The sequence below is a fragment of the Arthrobacter sp. AZCC_0090 genome, assembly GCF_014207375.1.
In the GTDB taxonomy this organism is placed as follows: domain Bacteria; phylum Actinomycetota; class Actinomycetes; order Actinomycetales; family Micrococcaceae; genus Arthrobacter.
On record NZ_JACHEE010000002.1, the window covers coordinates 353218 to 371056 of the forward strand.

10 protein-coding genes are annotated in these 17839 nt (G+C 61.9%); 2 read left to right on the top strand and 8 right to left on the bottom strand.

The features are described 5' to 3' along the window. Positions 1-366 precede the first annotated feature (366 nt). The gene (locus HNP00_RS04330; RefSeq protein ID WP_184736300.1) at positions 367-1428 is read left to right on the top strand and encodes a hypothetical protein; all 1062 of its coding nucleotides are present in this window, start codon (positions 367-369) and stop codon (positions 1426-1428) included. A gap of 186 nt (positions 1429-1614) precedes the next feature. Here the strand turns inward: HNP00_RS04330 and HNP00_RS04335 are convergent, their stop codons facing one another. Beyond that, on the bottom strand, positions 1615-2994 hold the full coding sequence (locus HNP00_RS04335) for a glycosyltransferase family 2 protein (protein WP_184736302.1): 1380 nt from the start codon (positions 2992-2994) through the stop codon (positions 1615-1617). Beyond that, positions 2991-4397 (bottom strand): polysaccharide deacetylase family protein, encoded by a 1407-nt coding sequence (locus HNP00_RS04340; RefSeq protein ID WP_184736305.1) that lies wholly within the window; start codon positions 4395-4397, stop codon positions 2991-2993. The genes HNP00_RS04335 and HNP00_RS04340 overlap by 4 nt, the downstream gene beginning before the upstream one ends. 531 nt (positions 4398-4928) lie before the next feature. On the opposite strand from HNP00_RS04340, the gene HNP00_RS04345 reads away from it, so the two are divergent. Continuing rightward, the gene (locus HNP00_RS04345; RefSeq protein ID WP_311770494.1) at positions 4929-6089 is read left to right on the top strand and encodes a chitinase; all 1161 of its coding nucleotides are present in this window, start codon (positions 4929-4931) and stop codon (positions 6087-6089) included. Between the two features lie 176 nt (positions 6090-6265). Here HNP00_RS04345 and HNP00_RS04350 read toward each other — a convergent pair whose 3' ends face one another. The 6 genes from HNP00_RS04350 to HNP00_RS04375 form a co-directional block, all read right to left on the bottom strand. Beyond that, on the bottom strand, positions 6266-6886 hold the full coding sequence (locus tag HNP00_RS04350) for a hypothetical protein (RefSeq protein WP_260404754.1): 621 nt from the start codon (positions 6884-6886) through the stop codon (positions 6266-6268). Between the two features lie 280 nt (positions 6887-7166). Further along, positions 7167-9017 carry an S-layer homology domain-containing protein gene (locus tag HNP00_RS04355; RefSeq protein WP_260404755.1) on the bottom strand — a complete coding sequence of 617 codons (1851 nt, stop codon included), beginning with the start codon at positions 9015-9017 and terminating at the stop codon, positions 7167-7169. Positions 9018-9207: 190 nt separating this feature from the next. Beyond that, positions 9208-10212 carry a dTDP-glucose 4,6-dehydratase gene (locus HNP00_RS04360; RefSeq protein WP_184736309.1) on the bottom strand — a complete coding sequence of 335 codons (1005 nt, stop codon included), beginning with the start codon at positions 10210-10212 and terminating at the stop codon, positions 9208-9210. 31 nt (positions 10213-10243) lie between these two features. Further along, on the bottom strand, positions 10244-11629 hold the full coding sequence (locus tag HNP00_RS04365) for a nucleotide sugar dehydrogenase (protein WP_184736312.1): 1386 nt from the start codon (positions 11627-11629) through the stop codon (positions 10244-10246). 563 nt (positions 11630-12192) lie between these two features. Next, positions 12193-14874 (bottom strand): LuxR C-terminal-related transcriptional regulator, encoded by a 2682-nt coding sequence (locus tag HNP00_RS04370; RefSeq protein ID WP_184736314.1) that lies wholly within the window; start codon positions 14872-14874, stop codon positions 12193-12195. Beyond that, positions 14871-17669 carry a LuxR family transcriptional regulator gene (locus HNP00_RS04375; protein ID WP_184736316.1) on the bottom strand — a complete coding sequence of 933 codons (2799 nt, stop codon included), beginning with the start codon at positions 17667-17669 and terminating at the stop codon, positions 14871-14873. Before HNP00_RS04375 ends, HNP00_RS04370 begins: the two co-directional genes overlap by 4 nt. Positions 17670-17839 lie beyond the last annotated feature (170 nt).

Below are 17839 nucleotides of genomic sequence, written 5' to 3' on the forward strand. Positions count from 1 at the left end.
TCATTTCCAAACGTTACCCGCGGGTTTCTGTCCTGGATTGAGTGGTAACTACTTGGTTTTCCAGGGCTACTTGCACGAAATCCTCGAGCTTCCACGCGGCCTTTGGAGGGAGTTCCGTCCTCGACTCCTGACCAAATGTGTGGCCGCTGTTACCGTCCTGTGATCTGACTGTGTAAGCTGGTCTCGCAAGAGCAAGTTCAGGCTGGCTACTTCTGGGGAGTCGGAGCGCAGCCTATTTCGAAACAGCTCTGTCGTGGCACACCCCTTGGCCGTGTACGACCCTGCAGCCTTTTTGCCTGCAGATCGCCTTACCCGATTGCCTCGGTCTCATATGTCCATGTCCCCAACAGATATGTCACCCAAAATATGAAACACCTGTTCACAGCACTCATCGCCGTGTTGCTCCTGGCCTTCGGCGGCCTGGCAACCATTTCAGCCGTCCAATCCTCACACAACACCTCTTCCTGGAGCGGCGACCGCGCGTCCAAGACGCCTTCCGCTTCCTCCACCCCCAAGCGAACATCGACTCCGACACCGACGCCGACGCCGAGCAATGTTCCGGCCGCGACGCCGTCGAGCCAGCCCGCCGCGGCCACGCCGTCTTCGGCAGCAACGGCCGCCAGTGCACCCGTTGCGACGCCTGCCCCCCTCCCAGCGACGGGCGGTACCTACCCGCTGCACACCAACATCGTGAGCACCAGCTTCTGGGTTGGCGAAATCTTCAACGCGAGCCTCTCGGATGGCTCCCAGGTCTGCTCCACGTTCAACGGCCAGTGGGCCCTCCAGCACACCGGCGTCAACCTCGGAACCACCCCCATGAGCGCGAGCGGCTGCCCCGGCAGCCCCTACGGCGGTTGCGACGGTGTCAGCTCCGGCACAGGCACGAGTTTCAAGTGCGTCACTGAAAAGCGCGTGGCCAGCAATGGATACTTCCCGTTGCACCAGCCCAAGCCTTTGCAGAACCCGTTCTACCTGGACCTGCCTTACGACGACGTCAACGACAGCGTGGCCTTCGCTGAGCGCTGCAAGGTGATTCCGTGGGCTGCCGCAGACAACGCCGCAACCGGCGTCAACCACTGCGCGGACTCGAACTACAGCTACATGAAGAACGCCTGGGTCCAGATCACCGGCCCCAATGGCAGCGTCTGCTACGGACAAGTTGAAGATGCGGGCCCCTCCAGCGGTTCCCTCTACCATGACTCCGCCTACGTGTTCGGCGCGAACAACGCCCGTCCCGCCAACAAGCAGTTCTCCGGCGACCCAAGCCAAGGCGCCGGCATGGACGTGTCCCCGGCACTGAACGGCTGCCTCGGCTTCGCAGAGTTGGACGGGGACAACGACCATGTTTCCTGGCGTTTCGTGGACCGCGCCAGCGTGCCCGCCGGCCCGTGGCTGACTGTTGTCACCACTGCGGGAGTCACCAACTAATCCCCACCGCCACCTTCGCCTCGCAAGGGCCCACACGCGTTTCCAGGGCCTCTCGGTCAGCTGTCCTTTGGTCAGCGAAGAGATCCGATCCCCTGGAACCGGGCGGACGCCCGTGTCCCAGCCGTCATGGCTGCGTGGCACGGGCGTTCGCGTGTCCGGGACCTGTCACCTCGGCTGTCCGTTGTCCTAGCCGACCCGTGCCGCCGGCGATCCGGCGACACCCATTTCCTGGGACTGGCGTTGAATCCTTCGGACCGGGCTGACCCAAACTCCGGACGAAATCGCCGAGTACGCCCTGGGCAACACCTGGAGGCAAATGATTGCATCCAGGATCCGCATCAACGGAAACAAGGGAGCCATCAGCAGGAGGCGCGGACTGCGCATCGAAACGGCGGCAAGGATTGTCAGTAAGAAATCCGGCAGGAAAACCCCGATGAGAACGTCCTGAGGCCGCAGGACACCGGAGAGGAACACAAAAACTTCCGATCGATTGCCAAAGATCCATACTTCAACGGCAGCTATGGACGATAGCAGGAAGGCTGGCACCAGGAGCACGAAGAAGATGCAGCTGGCGACGAGCTCAACGATGTATAGCCCCAGGACGAACCAGAACCTGCCGAATTGCAGTCCGTGCCGTCTGACCGTCTGCCAGAAGCCAAGGATCCACCGCCGCACTTGTTTGACGTAGTCCTTGAGATTGTCTGGATCCTGTGTGTACGCAACGGCGGCGGACGGATGGAATGCAATCCGTCCCAGTTTCTTCGCATGGATCTCAAACGTCATGTTGAAGTCTTCGATCACCAGTCCCGGCGCCAGGACCTCTATCTCGGCGAGCGCGCTGGTCCGGTACATGCTGGCGAATCCCGGAACGATCGAAACAACATTGGCGCCTCGAGCTGCTTGGCCGTATTTGAGCAGCAGTTGGACCACGATGTACAAGCGCTCCCGGTACGCCACCAGGAAGCGGCCAATCGCCGTCGGAGATGGCGGACTCATGATTGACTTGGCGCGTCCCGCGACGGCGACCACCGTGGGATCGGCAAACAGCGGCAGTCCCGTTTCGAGGTAATCCGGGGTTGGGCGGGTGTCCGCGTCCAGAAGCATGACCACTTTGAACCGCTTGCACAGATTAAAATGGGCGATCCCCGCTGCGAGCGCGCCTGCCTTGCCCCGATTCGGTTCAAGCTCGAGGACCTTGACTCCTGCGGCCCGCGCAATAGCTGCGGTGTCGTCTGTGGACATGTCCGAGACGATGTGGATGTTGCGCCGGGGAACCAACGCGGACGCGGCAAGGATTGTCTCTTTGATGACGAGCGCCTCATTGTGGGCGGCTATGAGGACTGCGACATTCGACGGGTAGATTCGGACTCCCTGTGAACGGTGACGGGCCCGTTGGCGCTGCGGGGCCGGCGTCCCCCCGCCCCACAGCAACGAAATCCACCCACGGATCCGGTTGGACCATACCTGGGCCCGCCACGACTGCTCACTCGCCAAGCGGAAGAGCCCGGCAACGGACCAGAAAATCGTGCTGATCCCCAGAACCAAAACGATTGAAAGAACTATCACGGCGACGGAGCTCCAACTGTGTCGTACATTTCGTAATCGTCGGTAGCAAGCTGGCCATCGCTGAAGAGGTTGAGTCCAAAGCTGATGGCTTCCGCTCCGGACGGAACGGGCGGCGTTTCCCAGATTGCCTGTTCGTAGCTGGTGTTTGGCGCAAACCAAGGGCTGGCTGTCCAGTAGGTCCACGTGCCCAGCTTGTTACGGTAATACAGTTCAAATTGCGTCTTCGCAGTGGACTGATACCACGCACGGAGTGAATAGCTGTGGCCCGCGGTGACACTCGGCGCGCATGCCCCTAGATCGAGGACGGGAAGCAATTTGGCGTCGCCGGACGAGTATTCGGTCACGTCCAGCCGACGCGCTATCGCACCGCTGTGTCCCGGGTTCAAGGTGCTCAGCACCACCACATTCTTGCCGTAGGACGAAACCTGCCAGCATTGCGGCAAACCGTACTTTCCAGCGATTTCCAGCCCCGGGTTGCGAAGCGTGTTCTTGCCCTGTGCAGCCGGCGCCGCCACCGGCCCGTTCACCACCGGTTTCGCCACTCCGCCGATCACGTCATGAACCGTGCGTACAGCCATGGTCCCTTGTTGGGTCCTCGCTGCCAGCCAGGTGGCGAACTGTTCGAACAACGCGGGACTGACGGAGCGAGGACTGCCGTTGTTGTCGATGTCGTAGAAAGTCAGCTGCAACCATCCCCCCGCCTGTTCAGCTTGCACAACCGTTGCCTGGAGGTTGGCCAACGTCCAGCCGCTGCCCACCTCGGACGTTGCCCTCGTCCGGAACAAGTTGGCGGGGCGGACCGTTTCTGCCTGGGCGCAGGTGGCGCAGTCCAAGGGGCTGTGTATCTCGCCGAGACCCCGGGCACTGTTGTAGCCGCACCCAGCAACGAGCTCCTCCGACTTCGCCGTTGAAGCCGCAAACGGATACGCAAAGGAGGTGACCTTAAAGCCCCAGTCCGTGAGGTTCGCCCGATCGTTGCATATCTGGCGTGAAGCTTCATCTGGTTCCACCGCGGTCACATCGGCAAGGGTGACTGTATGGCCTCCGATTTCATTTTGGCCAGTCGCCAAACTGTGGAGATTCTCCACTGTCATGTAATCGGGTGCGCCGACAAATCCTGAGTCGATGAAGAAGGTGCCCCGAAGTCCATGGTCCTTCAGGATCCGGGCCGCCTCCATCTGGCTTGACCGGCCTGAATCAAACGTCAGGCTGACAGAAGACAGCGGGGCGGCAGAAGCCGTGGCGGCAGGCTGGGAGCCGGCCGGAGTCTGGTTTCCGTTGAGCAGCGACGTTGCGCCCGTCAACAGGAGCAACACCGAGACCCAAGAGGCGGCCCACAGGCCTGCCCGTTTCCTGGACGTGTGGACCGGGCCGGACGCGAAGTCCTTCTTCCCGGAGCTCATCGCCGAGCCTCAGTGCGCAGGTTCCTGAAGGGGCCGGTGGCGACTGGGGGAAGCCTCGGTCTCAAAGGCTTATTCACCACCGGCCCCCGTTCAGGGGCCCCCTCTATGAGGGCGTGCTGCCACGGGGCAGCACTGTCAATTGGCGATGGGTCATTGGGAGCGAACATGCCGGAACTCCCCAGAACGGGCTCGAACCCGAGCCACACGCTTTCTCGGATGATTCCGCTGGGTTCTGATGCCGCTCGGACCAGAGCGTCCTTTTCCATTGTGAGACCTGTCTTCCCCCGTTGCCCTCAACCAACTGACACGTTCAGCCTAGGGAGTCGGAAGACCACGGACACGAGTAGGCTCTACCCGTCTTTACACTCAACCTTTGGGCTCCGAACAACGCGACTACTCGTGCGCCACGTACCGAATCGGCCGGAGCAAACGCCAGGACGAAAGCACGGGCGAATCCGATCTGTTCGTGGTCAAATGGTGCATCAAGGCAGTCGGGATTTCTGAGCGGGTATCAAAGGATGGCGGAAGAGAGTGTCCAAGAAACCGGGAAGCGGCATTCCCGTTGCGGCTGAGGCAGGCAACGCACGGGACGCCCGTGGCTCGTCGGACCAACCCCGCAGACGCCGCCGGCTGTCAACCGTTGCCCGTGCCTACATTGCCGCAGCCTTGGTGGTAGCAGGGGTAGGGGGCTTTTTCGTGTGGCGCGTCGCCACCGACGCAAACGGCGCGTTCCAGCAGCCATGGTTTTCCGGCTATGTTGATGTCACGGTGGTCCCGCAGTACCCCTTCGATACACCCCAGAGCGAGGCGACCAAGAATGTCATGCTGGCGTTCGTGGTGGCAGACGCTGGTCAAGCCTGCACACCCAGCTGGGGCAGCACCTACAGCCTCGACGCCGCGAAGACTTCGCTCAAGCTCGAGGAACGCATCGCCAAGCTACGGTCAAACGGCGGCGCGATCGCTGTGTCCTTCGGTGGTTCGGTGAACAGTGAGCTCGCCAGCTCCTGCCAGAACGTCGCAGACCTGGAAGGGGCCTATCGGGCCGTCCTGGAACGCTACAATCCGGCGACCATCGACTTTGATATCGAAGGCAACAATCTGGCCGATGGCGCCGCCTGGCAGCGCCGCGCCGCAGTTGTCGCCGCGCTTCAGAAGGAGCGAAGCAAAGAGGGACACGCTCTCTCTGTCTGGCTGACTCTCCCCGTCACGCCCCAAGGATTGACCGACGCCGGAACGTCCGCCGTCGATCAAATGCTCGCCGCCGGCGTCCAGCTGGCTGGCGTCAACATCATGACGATGAACTACGGCTCAAGCCGGAGTGCGTCGCAGAGCATGCTCGATGCCAGCACCTCAGCGGCCCAGGCCACCCACGAGCAGCTCAGCATCATCTACCAGCGTGCAGGAATGACACTCAACAGCGATCAGATCTGGAGGAAGATGGGGTTGACCCCCATGATCGGCCGGAACGACCTCCCGGGCGAAGTGTTTGAATTGGATGCAGCGCGCGGGTTGAACGCTTTTGGCCTCAGCAAGGGAGTAGCACGGGTGTCCATGTGGTCCCTGAACCGGGACACGTCCTGCCCACAAGACGCCGCGGAAGGGCCGGCCAGCCACATTTGCAGCGGCATCAACCAAGGAAACCAACGCTTCTCTGATTTGTTGGGCGCAGGACTCAAAGGCAAACTGCACTGACCCAGCCCCTCAACAAAGGTTCACGCATGGCCGGGATGTTCCGTTCAGGCCCGTCCTTTAGCTTCGGCCGGGCGGGCAAGATGCCGGCCGTTACCGCGCCGAAACAACCTCTTGAGCCATTCCATGGATACCTCCAGTTTTCGAGCGATTATTCGTCGGATTAAGAATCACTGGGCCTACTTCACTTGGCTGACCGTGACGATGTCCAGCCACGGCCCCGCAGGAACTTGATCCCGCGGCACGAACTGCCAGTCGACTTTGTCCGACTCGCCGTCGAGCTCTGAAAAGCCGAGGCACCCGTTGAGCGCCGGCGAGACGTCCATACCTGCACCGTTGAAGTTCTTGTTGACGGGCCGGGCATCGTTGGAGCCAAAAACGTACTCCTTGTCGTGGTACTGGCCGGGACCGGCGTCTTCGATCTGTCCATAGCATTCATGGCCGTCCTTGCGAATCCTGACCCATTGGTTCTTCATGTAGCTGAAGGAACGGTCCTGTTCTTTACCTGCAAAGCCAGGGTCGTTGGCCCAGGGAATCACCTTGGCTCGTTCGGCAAAAGCTGTGGCATCGTTGACGTCGTCATAGGGAAGATCCAGGTAAAAGGGGTTTTGCTTCGGAGTCATACTGCTAGGCGCAAATCCCTTGGCCTGCGTTCTCGCCTCGGTGGTACAACCGTTCTTGATGACACCGTCACAGCCTCCGTAGCTCTGCATCCACTGGGAATCGTAGGTGGACACCACCTGGCTGCCATCTGCCGCCTTGGGGTCGAAGATCTCCCCAACCCAAAAAGTCGTGGCCACGATCCCCGTGTGCCAAGGATATCGGCCAGCCGTCGATGACTGACTCGGTCCTGGCCCCGGTGCCGGCCCGGTGCAAGCTGCCGTTAGCAGGGCCATGCAAAATGCAGTGGCCACAAATGCGCGTTTTCGACGCATCGCCGTGGACCTCGCGGTGTTCACCATTCACTCCCTTGAGACCTGGCTTCGTTATTTCTCGCAGTGTACGTGGCCGTGGGCGGTCAATCTCCGGATAGCCTTCGGAGACCGGCCGCCCACACTTCCCTATGGACTGCTACCGCCGTCAGCCCTTAGGAAAATCGATGTTGTAGCGGTACAGGAACGCAGCCACGGCGTCACGGTTGATGGCGAGGGCTGGCTTGTACGTTCCGTCCGCGTAACCGGTGGTGATGCCTGTGGCCGCCAACCAGCGGATCTCGTTGTAGAACGGTGCGCCAACCGGCACATCTGGGAACGTCGGTGCGTTCGCCGGCACGGCAGGCTTACCCCTGAGACGGTAGAGGAAGGCTGCCATCGCCTCGCGGCTTACAGCTTCCCAGGGATGGAAGGTTCCGTCCGGGTAGCCCGTGGTGATGCCGGCGGAAGCCAACCAGCGGATCTCGTTGTAGAACGGTGCGCCGGCCGGCACATCGGAGAACGTCCGTGCATTCGCGGGAACCGCAGGGCTTCCTGAGAACCGGTAGAGGAAGGCCGCCATGGCCTCGCGAGTAATGGATGTGAGAGGACGGAAGGTGCCGTCAGGCCAGCCTTGCGTGATCAGGTTGTTAGATAGCCAGCTGATCTCGTTGTAGAACGCCGTGGTGGGAGTGACATCCGTGAAATGCCTGATGCCTGATGTGTCGTAGAGTTCAAAATCGTCCGTGGTCAGGGTGCCATTGCCGAGCAGGTTCAGGCCCATGCTGATGGCCGAAGCACCCGCCGGAAGCGCCGGTGAAGTCCACGTAGCGTGGCTCCATGCGGTTGACGCTGCGAAATACGGACTAGCGGTCCAGTATTGCCACGTGCCCAATCCCGTGCGGTAATACAGTTCGAATTGCGTCGTTGCAGTGGACGTGTACCAAGCCTTCATGTCATAGGTGTGGCCAGGGGTTGCACTTGGCGCGCACTCTCCTAGGTCGAGGGTCGGCAAGAGCTTGGCGTCCCCGCTGACATAGGCGGACATCACGAGCTGCTCGGCGTGGGTCCCCGCCGTACCCCCGTGGCCAGGGGTTACCGTGGTGAAGGTCGCCGTGTGGCTGCCGTAGTTGCCCTGTGCCCAGCACTGTGGCAGCCCCGAGGCTACCGGTCCGGCGGTCTCCATGCTGGCGTTCTTGATCAGGTTCCCCGCAGTGACCGCGGGCGGTGCCGCCGGCCCGGGGACAAGCGGTTTGGTTGCCCCGCCAAGGGTTTGCTGGACGGTTTGGACGGCGATCCGGCCAGCTGCCTTCTCCGCCGCCAGGAACTGTACATATTGCGTGAAGAGGGCAGTGGACACGGTCAGTGGGTCGGCAATGCCTGAACCCGGATCGACGCCGGTGCCGATGTGGTGGAAGGTTACTTGCACCCAGCCGCCGCCCGGTTCAGCCTTGGTGACCAGGTTCTGCAGGTCAGTCAGGGTCCAGGTGTTGTCCACCTCGTCCGGAGCCTTCGTGCTGTAAGGGTCAGCCGGGGGAAGTGTTTCGGCAAAGCCAAGCCCGGCGCTTCCGGGCACCTTGCTTTCCAGGTCGCCGAGCCCCCGGGCACTGTTGTATCCGCAATCCGCCACCGTTGTTTCCACGGCAGGGGTTAGGGACGCGAACGGGTACGCGAAGCTCGTGACGTTGTGGAAGCCCATATTGTAAAGGTTGACCCGGTCATTGCAGATCTGGCGTTTGACCTCGTCCGGGCCCATTTGGGCCAAGTCCGGGTGGGTCACCGTGTGGCCGCCGATTTCGTTCCCATCCGCCTGCAGTGCCAACGCTTGTTGGGTTGTCATGTAGTTCGGGGCGTTGAGGAAGCCAGACGGCGTAAAGAACGTGCCCTTAAGCCCATTGGTTTTGAGGATTCCTGCGGCAGCGACTTGATCTGCGTTGGCGTCGTCAAACGTCAGGGTAATGATGGTGTTCGGGGCCGCGTGGGCGGCCGGTGCCACTATTCCGAAGACAGAAGTGGACATCAGCACGCTCACAACACCTGCGAGCCAACGCGATGTGCCCGGCGGCCGCAACCGTTCAGCCTTGTGACGAGGTCGAGCCGAGACCATGACCTTTCCCTGTAAATGTTGCATTGAGCTCAACCTTTCCTTCCAAGGTACTTGTTCAGTTGAACGACGCCGCCCCAGCCGACGCGGCACCTTTTGTCGCGCATCAGGAAGCCAGGGTGACCTTCCAACCCGAGGGATCCAGCACTTTTGCCGGCTTATAGTCGGCGGCGACGTTGAGGATGATTTCATCCAGGGTGGTCTTCGGGTCGAAGCCAACAAGCTCGAAAGACTTGCTGTTGTCCGGGACCCGCCGGCGCATGTCCTCGTACCCCTCCGAGTAAGCCTGCTCATAGGGAACCAAGGTGATGGGACTTTCGCTCCCCAGGAGTTCAACGATCCGTCGGGCCAGGGTCAGGATGGAAATCTCGTGGCTGCCGCCGAGGTTGAACGCGTTCCCGTAAGCAAGCGGTTCCTCGGAAATACGGGTGATGGCGGGAACGATGTCACCCACGTAGGAGAAGCACCTGGTCTGGTTGCCGTCTCCATACACCGTCAGAGGCTCACCGATGAGCGCCTGGCGCACAAGCCGCGGAACAACCATTCCATAGCGACCTGTCTGACGAGGTCCTACCGTATTGAAGAGCCGCACAATAGCAACCGGCAAGCCGAATTGGCGCCAGTATGCATGCGCAAAGGCCTCGTCGATGCCCTTGGCCGCAGCGTAGGTCCACCTGGACTTGAGCGCCGACCCCAGGATGCGGTCCGCCTCCTCCGAAAGGCTGTCCGAAGTGTTCTTGCCGTAGATCTCGCTCGTCGATGCCAGCAACAGAGAGGCACGCGACTCCAGGACCGAGTCCAGGACCACCTCGGTGCCATGGATATTCGTGCGGAGGCTCTCCAAAGGGTGGTCGACAATCAGGTTCACGCCAACGGCGGCCGCAAGGTGGAAGACCCGGTCTGCACCTGCCACAACTTTGTCCACTGCGTCCCGATCGAGAATGGTGCCCTCCACGAAGTGGAAGTTCCTGTGGCCGATCACGCCCTTGAGATTCTCCAGGCGCCCTGTCGACAAGTTGTCCAAGACCGCGACTTCGTCGCCGGCCGCCAACAAATGCTCAACGAGGTGGCTGCCTATGAATCCGGCACCGCCGGTGATTGCTGTTTTCATTACTCCTGCTTCCGTCGAAAACCTGCTGGATTTAGAGCCGGGTTACGTTGTCGGCCTTGGGCAAGCGGTACGTTGTGTCCAGGACTGCCGGTGCTCCGGCCAGCCAGTCAAGGTCCACCTCGCTGTGCCTCGTGTGCAGGATCACCAGATCCGCACCCCAATCAGCAGGCGACAGCTCGGAATGGAGTGTGCTGCCATGGCCGTCGGGCGCCGTCTGGCACCAGGGATCGGAGTACGCGACTTCCGCTCCGTCGGCGATCAAGGCCGCGATGATCTCCAACGCCGGGGACTCCCGAAGATCTTCGACATCGGGCTTGTAGGCAACCCCAAGCACCATCACGCGGGCGCCGGAAACACCGTGGTTGCGGTCCGACAGGATACGGCGGGCCTTTTCCACCACCTGGTGCGGCCTGCCCGCAATGCCTGCCATCGCCTGCTCAATCACTGGTGCCGTCAAACGGGCTTTGCGCAATTGCCACAGCAAATAGTGGGGGTCGCACGGGATGCAATGTCCGCCGACGCCAGGACCAGGGGTGAACGGCATGAATCCGTAGGGCTTGGTAGAAGCCGCATCGATGACATCCATGACCTCCATGTTGAGTTCATGGCAGATATCAGCGAATTCGTTCGCCAAGGCGATATTGACGGCCCGGAAGGTGTTTTCCACGAGCTTGGTCATTTCGGCGACGTCCGCGGACGGAACGACGTGAACCAGCTTGGTGCTGGCGCTCAGAAGCCGCTCCGCAGCTTCACCGCAGGCCGGGGTCACGCCGCCAACTACCCGGGGCACGTCTTCGTGCGAGAACGAGTCCACCCCGGGATTGATGCGTTCCGGCGAGAATGCAACGAACACGTCCCTGCCCGGGATAAGCCCCTTAGCTGCCAACGGCAAAGCCAGAAGGTCACGCGTGGATCCCACATACGTCGTCGAGGTCAGCATCAACAGTTGGCCAGTGGTGGCAAAGTCGACTACGGAGGCACAGGCCGCCCGAAGAATACCGAGGTCCGGGACCAAATACTCGTCAACCGGGGTAGGAACACAAACAACTACTGCCGCCGCATGGGCAAGCAATGACAAGTCGCTGCTCAACATGAACGTCGGGTCAAGCAGTGCGTTGCTGAGCCGTTCCTTGTCGGAATCCAGAAGATCTGCCCGTTGCTCGCGGATCACGGCCAGCCGGGCGTCTGAGACATCCAGGCCCAAAACACGGCGGCCGGAGGCGTTGATAGCCAAGGCCGTAGGCAGGCCAACATAGCCCATGCCTACGATCGCCACGTCGAACGTGAATGTCTGGTCTTGCGTGGTTGTGGTCTGCGTTGAGCGGCCCTCCGGCCACGCCGGTGCCGGCGCGTGCACGGACTGAGAGCTTCCGTTGAGCTCCTTCTTGAGGGTCTTTACCTTCGTGTTCGGTGCCATGGTCAGTCGACCTCCCGGTGCCTGTTGTCTCCAGTGTGAAAAAAAGCCGGCGACGAAACGGGGTGTGCCCTGGTCTCAGAAGGCACGCGACCGCGCGTCGCCGGCTCGCTTGTGGGGGTACCCGCAGAATGCGGGAGACCGGTCGCATTGGAGCTGATTTCTCGCCGGATTACCGGTTGGTTTTCCTGTAGCAAAGAATTCTTCCTGCGTTTCATCTCGAGACCCACTTATCCCCAATTGAGTGGCGGTTGCCATCAAGAAGAGCGTATTAACCAACCCCTAGGGCGGGCGCGAGTGGGCTCTACCCGTCTTTGGATGCGCTGTCCCGTCCGAGGGCGTTGACTACCCGTCCAAGCACTTTTAACCACTCGATTCAGTACTCGTTTTTGGCCCACACGGCCTCGAATCCCGCGCAGAGCGCTTCGGACAGGGCCCGCATCCGCCGCCGTACCCGAGGGATCGGGAGTTTGGGAAGGGCGAACGACGGCGGAAGGAGACTACGGGAAGCGCGGGCACCGGAGTGGAGTGGCCGCAGCGCAGTGGCCCCCGAGTTCCGGGGGCGGCTAGCTCAGGCTCTCCATACCGTGAGCGCCGTTCATCAAGTCTTCACGATGGCTAATGCCGAGCTTGGCAAACATCCGGTAAAGGTGGCCTTCCACGGTGCGCAATGACAGGCCCAAGCGGACGGCAATGTCCTTGTTGCTTGATCCCGATTGCACAAGCGTCGCGATTTCCTGCTCGCGCCGGGTGAGCTTCTGGAGATCGGGTGAGCCCCCCTCAACAGACGGACCGGCCTTGTCGAGGGCAGCGGTGCGGCGCTTGAGAAGTCGCTGTCCCTCAAGCTGGCGCGCTTTGTCCCCCCTGCTTTCCAGGATCCGGAGGGCATGGGCGGCGCAATCAGCTGCTGCAAGTTCCAGGCCCTCCCTGGCGGCCGATTCACTCAGCTCAATGAGGCGATCCGCGTCCTTGTGCGCGAGTGCCAGCCCAACACTCAGGGCAAACTCCGCAGCTCGGCCTTCACTGCCCTCGGCTACCGCTGTCAGCCGGCGCGCCACGCTCGGGTCTCCCAGTCTCAGGACCAACATCAGGATGTCGATCTCGGCGCCTATTGCTCCGTCCGCGGCTGCCGAATCCGCAAGGGACATGAGCCTCGAGATCGCCGTCTGCGAGCCGGTCTGTTCGGCTCTCGCAACTGCAACATGTCCTTGGGCCAGCAGCGACGGATGCACACCTTCCTGGATCATTGCGTCGTACTCGCTTGAGTACGACGCAGCAGTATCGCGGCGTTTCAGGATCGACGCCGCATACGCGGCGGCAGCAACGGCGTCGGGCAGGTCACTACCGATGTCGGAGACCCGCAGCATGCTGACCGCTTGGCGAAGCCGCGGCAGCGCCACGCCCAAGTCTCCCCTCCGCAGGTCCACCATTCCGGCCGCCAGGTGGAGCATCCCGCCCGAATAGATCAGCGAGTTCGGTGCTTGGGAAACATGATTCCGGAGGAACACTTCGAGGACGTCAAACTCACCCGCCTGTTGCAGGGCCTGGACGTAGCTGCGCATGACAAACCCCGCATACTGGAGGCTCCAGTCGCCGCCCGTAGCGACCATCTCCTGTATTCCCATCAGAATCTGGAGGGCAGAGAGAGGCCTCCCCGTGACCGCCAAGGCCTCTGCCAGCAGGGTGCCCGAAACCAGCCGGGACTCGTCGTCGTCGGTTTCGTTCCACATCTGGCGGAGCTCACGTTCCGTCTCGACATAGTGGCCCTCGGCTTGAAGGCCTTGCAGGGAAAGGAGCCTGCTGCCCACCTTTCCGCGCTCCAGTTCCCCGGGGTCGATGCCTTGCGGAGACTCAGCGAGCCTGGCGAGGGCCGCCTCCCATTCGTAAGCTGCCTGCTTGATGGCGTTCGGCCCCAGGCCTTGACGCCCGGCAAGTTGGGCCGCCAACATCGATGCCTGCCGGATCGTCCGCGGATCATTCGTCCGATCCACCACCCCGGCGAGCGACGACACCGATCCGCGGATGTCGCCGCGGTACCATTTTGCCCGTGCCACCTCCACTTGGGCAGCCAGCCTCAGGGACGGATCCTTGATCGCACCGGCCACTCGTTCCACGTAACTGGGGATGAACAGCCGATTGGCCAGTTGTGTCGCTTCAAGGATGTCGGCATCCGGAACCTTGGTGCCGGATTCCAATCCCCACGAGACGTAGCGCAGCAGGCCGTCCATGGTCTGCGGTCTTGCCTCCATCAGGTCCACGATGCGCCGTCGGATGGTCATGCTGTGCGCAGTGGGAACCAACTGCCGGATGACTTCGCCGACCAGCGGCTGGGCCAGACGGACATGCCGGGCAGAGTCGGATCCGATCTCTATGAAATGCAGCTCCTGCAGTTCGTCCACGGCGTTCGAATCGCTTGCCTGTTGCACCACACTCAGCGGAACGGGCTCTGCCAAGGCCACGGTCTCCAGAGTTTCACGCTGTTCGGGTTCCAGCATGAGGATCTGGTTCCTCACGAGGTCCATCAAACGCACGCTGGTTCCCCGAAGCTCACCTGAAAGCATCCAAGCGTCGTTACGGCAAACCAACTGGCCTAGCGATTTGGCGTGGTCAATGAGCTCCAGCAGGAACATCGGGTTTCCGCCGGAGTACTTGCAGAGGACGGCGCTGGTGCCTTGGACGACGGGCCCATCCAAGGCTTGGGCGCAAAATTGGTTGACCTCCTGCTCGTTGAGTGGCTGCAAGTCGAATCGGTCCACGAGTCCCTCGGACCACATCGAAAAGACCTCTGCCGGCGGCGCAGGATATGGACGGCACAAAAAGACGACTTTGGCGGCTTCCGCTGCCGCCAGTTGCGCCAGGACAGCCACGCTGCTGTCATCGATGTGATGTGCGTCTTCCACGATCAGCACAGCGGGGGCAGGGTGGGGCTGGCCTGCCGGGTTCAACGCCGCGACGACGGCCCTGAGGACGGACAGCGGTTCGTTGATCTGGCTCGGGGTCAAAGCGGTCAGCAGTGGTGCCAAAGCGGCAAATGGGACCGATGACAAGGTTGGGCCGGCAAAGACCCTGAAGGGACGGACTCGCTGCCCCAGTTCATGGACCACTTCGTTAATCAAGGCCGTCTTGCCGATGCCTGCGTCGCCGAAAAGCAGCACACCCGGGCCGTTGACATCAAGAAGGCAGTCGACGACGGCGGCCATGACGCTGAATCGTCCAACCAACGGTTCGGTGGAAACCATCTCAGTCATAGCGCACCACCTTCAACGCTGCCAAGCGCAAAGCTCAGCTCCGAGCGCTCTACGATCTTCAACTTGCCGAAGATCTGATAGAGGTGCCCCTCCACCGTGCGTACTGAAACGTGAAGCTTCGCGGCGATGCCCTTGTTGCTTTCACGTTTCGCCGCCAGTTTGGCGATCTCCAGCTCGCGTGCTGTTAGCTTCAATCCCTCTTGGGGGCCGCTTTGCGGTGTACGCAAACGCTGCCGGCACGTCTCGGCGAGCTGACGCGCCTTCCGGATAACCGTCTTGTCCAGCTGGCCCTGTTCCCGGTGCAACACAGTCTCGGCGATATCGAAGGCGAACCTGTCGTTCTGCATGTCTGCGGCCAACTGTGCCGCGTCAAGAAGAAGCTCAGTGCTTCCCGATATCGTCGCCCGCGCATACGCGGCGCACAGCTCAGCGAATCGCCCCTGGCAGCTGAGTGCCGAATCCAACAACCGTGGAGCGGCGGCCACCGCTCCCAGCCGAACGGCCGAACTAAGGCAAAATATCTCGTGACCGGGAGCACCCTCGTTCCGGTCGGCGTCGGCCAGGCGCAGAAGCTCCTCGACGGCGGTGTCGGGGCCTTGGAGCCGCTCCCGGGCCAAAGCCGCGAGGTACTTTTGCGTCCGTTCTTTCCGCCACGTCGGCCGGCGCTGCTGGGTAGACGCTTCCTTCAGGTAGCGCAAGGCCTGGTCGTGCTCACCCTGCAATGCCGACGCGTAGGCGGCCGCGGTGCAGGCGACATCCAGCATGCCTTCGTTGTCCTGGACACGCAGCTGGCTTATCACGGGAATGAGCGCTTCCATGCCGTCTTGGGCCCGTCCTTGGAGGCAACGGAAGATCGCTTTGGGAAGGTCAATCGCCGTTGGCAGTGCCTCGGCGGACGAAACCAGGGCATCGTCGTCCGGCTGGACTATTCCCCCGGCCTTGTCCCACCTTCCGGCAAGGACGAAGGCGAACCTGAGACGCGATGTCGCACGGCGGGCTGCAGCGATCGAGACAGCAGGATCATGACAGTCGCCCATCAGCTGTTCCGCCATGTCCGCCGCCTCGGATTGCCGACCCGTCAATGCCCATGCCTCGCACAGCCAGCTTCCGGCAAGGAGACGAAACTCCGCACCGTGGGACTCAAAGTCTTGAAGTACTTCCTCCAGCTTTGCTGCCATCTCTGCGTAGGAACCCGAATAGCTGGCTGCTTGGGATTCGGCCAGGACAAGTTCTTCCCGCAGCCCGGCGAGGTCCTGTCTGGCGACGTCCTGTCCGCCACGGGCCGTCGTGGTTCCGTCGAGGCGCTGACGGACGTGTGCCAGCGTCTCGCAAGCCTGCGCGGTGGTTTCGGCTCGGGCCAGGAGGACCGAGCTTTCGGCCAGTTTGAGCCGCACCCACCCGGAAAGGGTGGCTTCATCCCCGGGTCCTTCCTGGTGTTGCTTCAGGACGTTCCGGGCCCCGGCGACGTCACCGAGTGTCAGCAACGCGTGGGTTTCCTCGGCTACTGCCGCGGGCATCCGGGAGTGGTTTGGAATGGACCGGACCAAGCGCAGGGCCAACCGCGCATCAAGTTGCCGATTCGCCACGGAGGCAGCTTCAAGGGCTTCTTCCGTGCCGAGTTTGGCTCCGCAATCCAGTGCCCAAGCAGCCATGTGTAGCAGCATCGAGCGCTGGCGGAGGGATGGATTCGTCGCTTCGGTCAACATATCCCGTAGTTCGTTGCTGCGACCGGGAGGAACATTTGCCCTGACCACGTCACCCACGAGTTGGCTTTGCAGCCTGGCCATCCTTGGCAGCGAATCATCGACCACAAGGACGCCCCTTTTCTCGAGGGAATCCACATCGTCCGGTGACGCAAGCGCCAGCAGCGACTCTAGGGGGACGGCCTTTGCCAGTGAGAGGATCTCCAGGACTTTGCGCTCGCCGCTGCCCATCCGGCCAAGCCGCGTGGTGATGAGATCCGTGATTGCCCGGCCGTGGAGTTCACTGCGTGACGTGAGAACCCAGACGCCGTCGCGCTTCAGGAGTGCACCCGATTCGGCGAGCTCGGCCGCAAGCATCTTGAGGTAGTGGGGGTTGCCTCCGCTAGCTGCCCAAAGGGCATGGGCACCGGATGGCGAGACCTTTGCTCCCAGCCCTGCCTCGAGCCAGGAGTGGGATTCCTGGAAAGTCAGTGGTTTGAGGTCTATTCGATTCAGGAAGCCGTCGCCGCAGAGCCGCGTAATCTCGCCACAGAGCCGCTGCGGGTCCGTGCAGGTCAGGACAAGCTGTGCAGTGCCGTTCCGCGCGAGTTGGGCCACCGTCATTGCCGCCAGCTCATCGAGCTCTGCCGCATTTTCAATGACCAGGTACACTGGCTTTCCCTCGGCACGCTCCCTGAGCAGAGCGGTGAGAGCTGACAGTACCAAGACGGGATGGGCCAAGTATCCCGGGTCAAGATCGCTCAACAGAATATTGAGGGCGCCGTACGGTGATCTCGCCAGCGCGGCGCTGCCACGAACGACGACGACGAATGAACGCCCGCGAATTTCGTTCACCGCGCGGGTGGTCAAGTAGCTCTTGCCGCTCCCGGACGGCCCCGTAACGAGTACGCCACCTTTGGATGCCGCGAGCGCGAGTGCTATGTCGTCAACAGCGGCCCTGGGTCCAATCGGCGGCCACGCCATCGGGACCACCGACTTGCCCTCCGCACCCTCCGGCGAGGATGGAGACGAAGAGGTGTCGAGTGCCTGGTACCGTGACCCGTTTCCGGGCCGAACGGCGTGGACCGTAGATGCACTGCCTGCTGTCAACATGAGCGAGACCCCCAGTGATCGAGTGGTGACACCCCCCAATTAACCAGCTAGCCGCCAGCCCTACACCAGTAGTGAGTACTCGACTTTCATACTGGCCGATACTCGTATGCGGGTATGAGTACCCCTACAGCGGGTGGTGGCTACTCGGCGCCGGCAGTGGCGTTCCGTCG